The following is a 7,817-nucleotide window of genomic DNA, read 5'->3' as shown; positions in this document are numbered from 1 at the left end:
AGCTTTGGCAATTCAACTAAATGAAAAAATGGAAGTTGAAAATATACTAATACGATAATACGAAATCGTTGATTATATTTTTTCAAGTTTAGAAAATGTTCCAAATATCAAGATTCTCGCTGCACAACATCATAATAGACTTGGAGTGATTTCGTTCTATATTGACGATTTGCATTTTAATTTGGGAGTGAAATTACTCAATGATAAATTCGGAATTCAAACGCGTGGTGGTTGTAGTTGTGCGGGAACTTATGGACATTATTTGTTGCACGTTGACCAAGAGGCTTCATATCAACTCGTTGATGAAATTTCTTTGGGAGATTTGTTGAGAAAACCAGGTTGGATTCGAATGTCAATACATCCTACAACTACCAATGAAGAAATAAAGTTGGTTTGCGAAAGCATAAAAGCATTGGCTCAAAATCATAAAGAATGGTCTAAAGATTATAATTATGATAAAAACTCCAACGAATTTATCCACAAAAACGCAAAACCATTCGAAAAAGAAATGGTAGAGGAGTGGTTTGATTTCTAAAAACAACCAAAAATTTTAAATAAAAAGCCCATTCAAAACTTGAATAATGGCAAATTAATCAAAATTCATAATTATAATTTAAATTCTTTATGAGCATTATTTTAATAGTAATTATTGCCGCCAATGTTCTTTTCAGTTTAAAAGGATTCAATGATATGGCCTTTTTTAGAAAATTCGAATTTCATATCGGGAGCATTCGTGCCGGAGATCAAATCCGAATGATAACATCAGGTTTTTTACACGCAGATATGGGACATTTATTCTTTAATATGTTCACACTTTATATGTTTGCTCCCGTTGTGATTGATTTTTTCGGAAACGCTTCTTTCTTTTTAATTTATATAGGAAGTCTTGCTTTTGGGAGTTTATTGACTTTATTAATGCACAAAGACGATTACAATTATAGAGCGATTGGAGCGTCAGGTGCTGTGACTGGTATTTTGTATTCGGCGATTCTGATAAATCCAAATATGAGTTTGTATCTATTTTTTATCCCGATTCCTATTCCGGCTTACCTTTTTGGTATTGGCTATTTATTGTATTCTATTTATGGAATGAAAGCCAAGAACGATAACATTGGCCACACGGCGCATTTTGGAGGTGCTATTGGAGGTTATTTGATTACACTTGCAAAAGAACCTGATATGTTTGTCAACAACACTTCTATGGTGGTGCTTTTGGCAATTCCAATTATTATACTTTTTGTAATGGCAAAACTGGGGAAACTATAATTGGCACAGGATTTGAGTAAGGATTCGAAAACAAACTAAATTTCTTAAAAATGAAAAAAACAATTTTGATTCTAGCCCTTTTGTTTATGACGATGTCTTATTCTCAGGAGCAAAAACAAGTTCCTATGGTTAATGTTTCTGGAGAAGGAAAAATAAAAGTTGCTCCTGATCAGGTTCTAATTTCAATTTCTTTAGAAACGAAAGGGACAAAAGCTGAAGATGTTAAAAAAGAAAATGACAAAAAAATAGATGCAATAATGAAATTCATCAAAAAGTCAAATATTGCAAAAGAAGATTTCCAGACGCAACGGGTTTCCTTGAATCCTAATTTTGATTATGCGAAAAAGAAATACAATTATGTTGCAACACAATCGGTTCAAATTTTATTGAAAGACTTATCGAAATATGATGGATTGATGGAAGGTTTGGTCAATGAAGGAATTAATAGAATTGACAATGTAGAATTCAAGTCTTCAAAAATGAAAGAATTAGAATCCGATGCAAGAAAATTGGCAATAAAAGAAGCAAAGTCTAAAGCCGAAGATTTTGTTTCGGTTTTGGGACAAAAAGTAGGGAAAGCCATACTTATTTCTGATAATTCACAAAGCTATAATCCAAGACCAGTGATGTATGCAATGAAATCAATGGTTATGGACGAATCAGCTCCAAGAGAAACTTTAGCCATTGGAGAAATAGAAATTACCGCAAATGTTAGCGTGAGTTTTGTTTTGGAATAAAACATATAACTAGATTGCAAATAAAAACTTTACTTAAGTTAAGCAACATTTTTGTAAAAATAAAAAAACCGCTCTGTTATGATAACAGAAGCGGTTTTTTAAACAAATTAAATTAGTTAAAACTAACTTTACATTAGAAACAGTATTCGTTTTCTGCAACTAATTTTGTGGTAATCATTTCTCTTAAACCAATGATGTTTGGCATATTAGTGTATTTAGTAAAACGGCGCAAGCCCATCAACATCATACGTTGTTCATCGCCTTCTGCAAAGGAAATTACACTTTCTTTTCCTTTTTGAGTAACTACATCAACAGCTTTGTATAGGTACAATTTAGCCATTGCAATTTGTTCCTTAACATTATCTTCTCCTTCTTTTTTGGCTAATTTTTCAGTTCTCAAAATGGTAGATTCTGCCATATAAATTTCGATTAATATGTCTGCAGCTGCCATTAATAATTGTTGATGGCCATCTAAATCAGGACCATATTTTTGAACCGCTCCTCCAGCAACCATAAGGAATGCTTTTTTCAATTTGCCAATCATTTCTTTCTCTTCGGCAAATAATTCAGAATAATCAGGAGTTTCAAAAGATGGAATACCCATTAATTCTTCCTGAACTTTGGTAGCTGGTCCAATTAAATCGACGTGACCTTTGAAAGCTTTTTTGATCAACATCCCAACGGAAAGCATTCTGTTAATTTCATTAGTTCCTTCATAAATTCGGGCAATTCTAGCATCACGCCAAGCACTTTCCATTGGAGTGTCTTCTGAAAATCCCATTCCACCAAAAATCTGAATTCCTTCATCCGCACAATTTTGTACATCTTCGGAAACTGCAACTTTTAAAATAGAACATTCTATGGCAAATTCTTCAACACCTTTCAATTCGGCTTCCTGATGTGAAGTTCCTTCATTTTCACGAATTGTAATTCTGTTTTCAATATCTTTTGCAGCTCTGTAAGTTGCACTTTCTCCAGCATAACAGGAAGTTGCCATTTCGGCTAATTTTAAACGAATGGCACCAAATTGTGAAATAGGAGTATTAAATTGTATTCTTTCGTTGGCATATTTCACGGCTCCAGTAGTCACTCTGCGTTGTGCGTCAAGACAAGCTGCCGCCAATTTGATACGACCAACATTCAAAGCGTTCATAGCAATTTTAAAACCATTTCCTCTTTCAGACAGCATATTTTCGACAGGAACTTTCGTGTCTGCAAAGAAAACTTGACGAGTTGAAGAAGCCCTAATTCCTAATTTGTGCTCTTCTTCACCCATTGTAATTCCATTGCTTGGATCATTTTCTACAATGAAACCAGTGATGTTTTTATCGTTTTCAATTCTTGCAAAAACAATAAAAAGGGAACAAAATCCTGCATTAGAAATCCACATTTTTCCACCAGTAATACTATAATATTTTCCATCATCGGATAAAACTGCTTTTGTTTTTCCAGAGTTGGCATCAGATCCTGCGCCAGGTTCTGTTAAACAATAGGCTCCAAACCATTCGCCAGAAGCTAGTTTTGGTACATATTTTTGTTTTTGTTCTTCAGTTCCGTACAACGTAATTGGCATTGTTCCTATTCCAGTATGCGCTCCAAAAGCAGTCGAAAAGGATCCTGTTGCTCCTGAAATATAATCGCAAACTAAAACTGTATTGACAAATCCCATTCCCATTCCACCGTAAGCTTCAGGAACTGCAACACTTAAAAAGCCTAAATCTCCAGCTTTTTTCATTGTTTCTTCTGTTAGAGCGTAGTCTTTCTTTTCGAAACGACTTTTGTTAGGCCAAATTTCTTTGTCCACAAACTCTTTTACCGAGTCACGCATCATTAATTGTTCTTCGTTGAGATCTTCGGGAGTGAAGACATCTTCGCATTTTGTTTCTTTTACGATGAATTGACCACCTCTTGTTTTATCTGCCATATCAGCCCCCTAACCCCCAAAGGGGGAATTCCTACTAGGGGTAAGTAGGGTTTTAGATTATATCAATATTTTTTATTTATTATCACGATAGTTCCCCCTTTGGGGGTTAGGGGGCTTATAATAATTCGTAAATTCCTGCTGAACCTTGTCCAGTTCCCACGCACATACTCACAATTCCGTATTTATTTCCTCTGCGTTTCATTTCGTCAAATAGTTGAACGGATAATTTAGCTCCAGTGCAACCAAGAGGATGTCCTAATGCAATTGCGCCACCATTAACATTTACTATATCAGGATTTATGCCTAACTCTCGAATTACAGCTAATGATTGTGAGGCAAATGCTTCGTTCAATTCAATTAAATCAATGTCTTTCAATTGTAATCCTGCTTGTTTCAATGCTTTCGGAATGGCTTTTATAGGACCAATTCCCATAATTCTTGGTTCCACTCCTGCTGAAGCATAATTTACCAAACGTGCAATAGGAGTGAGGTTTAATTCTTTAACCATTTCTTCGTTCATTATCAAAACGAAAGCTGCACCATCACTCATTTGTGAAGAATTCCCAGCAGTAACACTTCCGTCAGCTGCAAAAACTGGTCTTAATCCTGCTAATGCTTCTACCGAAGTTCCTGCTCTGGGTCCTTCATCTTTGGTTACAGTATAAGATTTAGTTTCTTTTTTACCATTTTCATTAACGAATGTTTGTTCGATGGTAATTGGAACAATTTGCTTGTCGAATTTTCCTTCTGCTTGCGCTTTCAATGCTTTATTATGCGATTGAAATGAAAATTCATCTTGGTCAGCTCTTGTGATGTTATATTGTTTGGCAACAGCTTCCGCAGTTAATCCCATTCCCCAATAATAATCTTCGTGCCCAGCTGCTGCAACGGCATAATCGGGTGTAGGTTTATAACCACCCATCGGAATGAAACTCATACTTTCGGCACCACCAGCAATGATACAGTCGGCCATTCCAGACTGGATTTTGGCTGTTGCCATCCCGATAGTTTCTAATCCTGAAGCACAATATCTATTGACAGTTACACCTGGAACATCTTCGATTTTTAATCCCATTAAGGAAATTAATCGTCCCACATTCAATCCTTGTTCGGCTTCGGGCATTGCATTTCCAACCATTACGTCATCAATGCGTGTTTTGTCAAAATCAGGCAATTCATTCATCATAAATTGAATCGTTTCCGCCGCCAATTCATCAGGGCGTTTGAAACGGAATACGCCTTTTGGTGCTTTTCCTACTGCGGTTCTGTATGCTTTTACTATATAGGCTGTTTTCATATTTTTTAATTATTTTAATATTTTACAGGTCGCTCCTACGGAGCTAAATTGATATTCAAATTATATTTTCTACAAACAGTTGACCTCTACGAGGTCTTTTAAAACAATACTATATTTTTTTTATTCTAAAAATACATTTAGAATGTTATTTTATTTTTATTATTAATTGCCTCGTAGAGGTAGACTGTTTGTAGCATTAATAGTGTATTTCTTGAGAAGCTCCGTAGGAGCGACCTGTTTGTTATTCAATCCATTCAAACAAATATTTTTCATCATATTCAATTTCAAATTTTTCTAAAAAACGAATGATATTCTTCTTTGAATGTTTGTTTTTTATGATCTTCTTCTTGGTTCAAAATGTATTTTATTACATTGTCCAAATGACTTTTTGAATATGAAAAGCATCCATAACCTTCTTGCCAATTGAATTTTCCATTAATCCATTTACGGTCATTAATAAATTTTGACGAACCTGCTTTTATATCTCTAACTAAATACGATAATGCGATGTTGGGTTTCATTCCAACCAATATATGAACGTGGTCTGGCATTGCAAAAATGGCTAATAACTTTTGCTCTCTATTGGAAACAATACCTGTAATAAATTTATGCAATTCTTCACGGTTAGCTTTTTTAATCAGGTTTTCTCTTCCTTTTACTGCAAAAACAATCTGAATATAAATTTGTGAATAGGTATTTGCCATAATTTTTTTAAACAGGTCGCTCCGATGGAGCTATTATTAAATTATATTAATTTTCTACAAACAGTTGACCTCTACGAGGTCATTAATTCCTCAACGGTTTTCCTTTGGTTAACATAAATTGGATGCGTTCTAATGTTTTTCTTTCTGTGCAAAGCGATAAAAATGCTTCTCTTTCAATATCCAATAAATATTGCTCACTTACCAATGTCGGTTCCGATAAATCGCCTCCAGCCATCACATAGGCTAGTTTATTGGCAATTTTTTTATCGTGTTCTGAGATGTATTTTCCAGCTTCCATTTGATCAGTTCCCACAAGGAACATTCCCAAAGCTTGTTTCCCCAAAACTTTTACGTCATTTCTGCGAATGGGTTGGGTGTACCCTGCTTCAGCTAGTAGCAAAGCGTGTTTTTTGGCTTCGGCAATTTGACGGTCTTTGTTGACAACGACAATATCTTTTCCGTGTTGCAACACTCCTAAATCAAAAGCTTCATAAGCTGAAGTCGAAACTTTCGCCATTGCCACAGTCAAGAAATATTCCTGCAAAACATTTAGTTCCACATCGTTTTTTCGAAAAAAATCTGAAGCTCTTAAAGCCATTTCTTTCGATCCGCCACCTCCAGGAATAACCCCAACTCCAAATTCGACCAATCCAATGTATGTTTCCGCAGCAGCAACTACTTTGTCAGCGTGCATACTCATTTCACAACCGCCACCCAAAGTCATCCCGTGAGGTGCAACTACAACAGGAATTCCAGAATAACGAACTCGCATCATCGTGTCTTGGAACATTTTGATAGCCATATTCAGCTCTTCATATTCTTGTTCGACGGCCATCATAAATATCATTCCGATATTGGCACCAACTGAGAAATTAGCTCCTTGGTTGCCAATAACCAAACCTTGATATTCTTTTTCTGATAAATCAATTGCCTTGTTAATAGCTTGCAAAACGTCACCGCCAATGGTATTCATTTTCGATTGGAATTCTAAATTCAAAATTCCATCGCCTAAATCTTGAATGATTGCACCGCTATTACTCCATACTTTTTTGCTTTCGCGAATGTTGTTCAAGATGATAAAAGCTTCTTGCCCGGGAACCTTTTGTTGCGTTTTTGCAGGGATATTATAAAAATAAGTTGCGCCTCCTTTTACAGAATAAAAAGTAGTACTTCCAGCTCCAATCATTTCACTAACCCAAGGAGCAACAGTTAAACCTTCATTTTTTATCATTTCTATTCCATTGGCAACCCCAATGGCATCCCAAATTTCGAATGGTCCATTTTCCCAACCAAAACCAGCTTTCATTGCATCGTCTATTTTATACAACTCGTCTGAGATTTCAGGAATTCTATTAGAAACATAAGCAAACATTCCAGCGAAACTTCTTCTGTAGAATTCACCAGCTTTGTCTTTTCCTTTTATCAGAACTTTAAAACGATTGATAGGTTTGTCAATTGTTTTTGTCAATTCTAAAGTGGCAAATGAAGCTTTTTTTGCAGGACGATATTCTAATGTGTCCAAGTCCAAGGAAAGAATATCTCTTCCTTCTTTTTTATAAAAACCTTGTCCCGTTTTGCTTCCCAACCATTTATTTTCCATCATTTTGTTGATAAAATCTGGCAATTTGAATAGTTCGTGTTGCTCGTCGTCTAGGCAATTTTCATAAATTCCGTTGGCTACGTGAACCAAAGTATCCAAACCTACTACGTCAACAGTTCTGAAGGTTGCTGATTTTGGACGACCAATTACGGGGCCAGTTAATTTATCGACTTCTTCAATGGTGAGACCTAATTCTTTAACTAAATGGAATAGGCTTTGGATTCCGTAAATTCCAATTCTATTGCCAATAAAAGCAGGAGTATCTTTGGCAACGACCGAAGTTTTGCCT

The 7,817-nt window shown here is 35.5% G+C and carries 5 protein-coding genes and 2 pseudogenes; 3 read left to right on the top strand and 4 right to left on the bottom strand.

Translation table 11 applies throughout. The annotated features are described in order from the left end of the window. From PHC28_RS12555 to PHC28_RS12545, 3 genes and pseudogenes are all read left to right on the top strand, one after another. Window positions 1-535 (top strand): annotated as a pseudogene (locus PHC28_RS12555) (aminotransferase class V-fold PLP-dependent enzyme); the annotation flags it as partial. Between the two features lie 89 nt (window positions 536-624). Continuing rightward, window positions 625-1,266, top strand: a complete 642-nt coding sequence (locus PHC28_RS12550; protein WP_300100974.1) for a rhomboid family intramembrane serine protease — start codon at window positions 625-627, stop codon at window positions 1,264-1,266. 50 nt (window positions 1,267-1,316) lie between these two features. Further along, a complete protein-coding gene (locus tag PHC28_RS12545) occupies window positions 1,317-2,003 on the top strand; it encodes an SIMPL domain-containing protein (protein WP_300100972.1) in 687 nt (228 codons plus the stop codon). A gap of 133 nt (window positions 2,004-2,136) precedes the next feature. Here the strand turns inward: PHC28_RS12545 and PHC28_RS12540 are convergent, their stop codons facing one another. The 4 genes and pseudogenes from PHC28_RS12540 to PHC28_RS12525 all read right to left on the bottom strand — a co-directional run. Next, window positions 2,137-3,927, bottom strand: a complete 1,791-nt coding sequence (locus PHC28_RS12540) for an acyl-CoA dehydrogenase family protein (RefSeq protein ID WP_300100969.1) — start codon at window positions 3,925-3,927, stop codon at window positions 2,137-2,139. 115 nt (window positions 3,928-4,042) lie between these two features. Beyond that, complete coding sequence (locus tag PHC28_RS12535; RefSeq protein WP_300100965.1) at window positions 4,043-5,224, bottom strand: acetyl-CoA C-acyltransferase; 1,182 nt, start codon at window positions 5,222-5,224, stop codon at window positions 4,043-4,045. A gap of 241 nt (window positions 5,225-5,465) precedes the next feature. Next, a pseudogene (gene tnpA / locus PHC28_RS12530) lies at window positions 5,466-5,928 on the bottom strand (IS200/IS605 family transposase). Window positions 5,929-6,010: 82 nt separating this feature from the next. Beyond that, a partial coding sequence (locus PHC28_RS12525; protein ID WP_300100962.1) for a 3-hydroxyacyl-CoA dehydrogenase family protein occupies window positions 6,011-7,817 on the bottom strand: 1,807 nt, incomplete at its 5' end.

The organism is Flavobacterium sp. (genome assembly GCF_028712645.1).
Classification (GTDB): Bacteria; Bacteroidota; Bacteroidia; order Flavobacteriales; family Flavobacteriaceae; genus Flavobacterium.
This window is presented reverse-complemented; position numbering and strand designations above follow the sequence as displayed.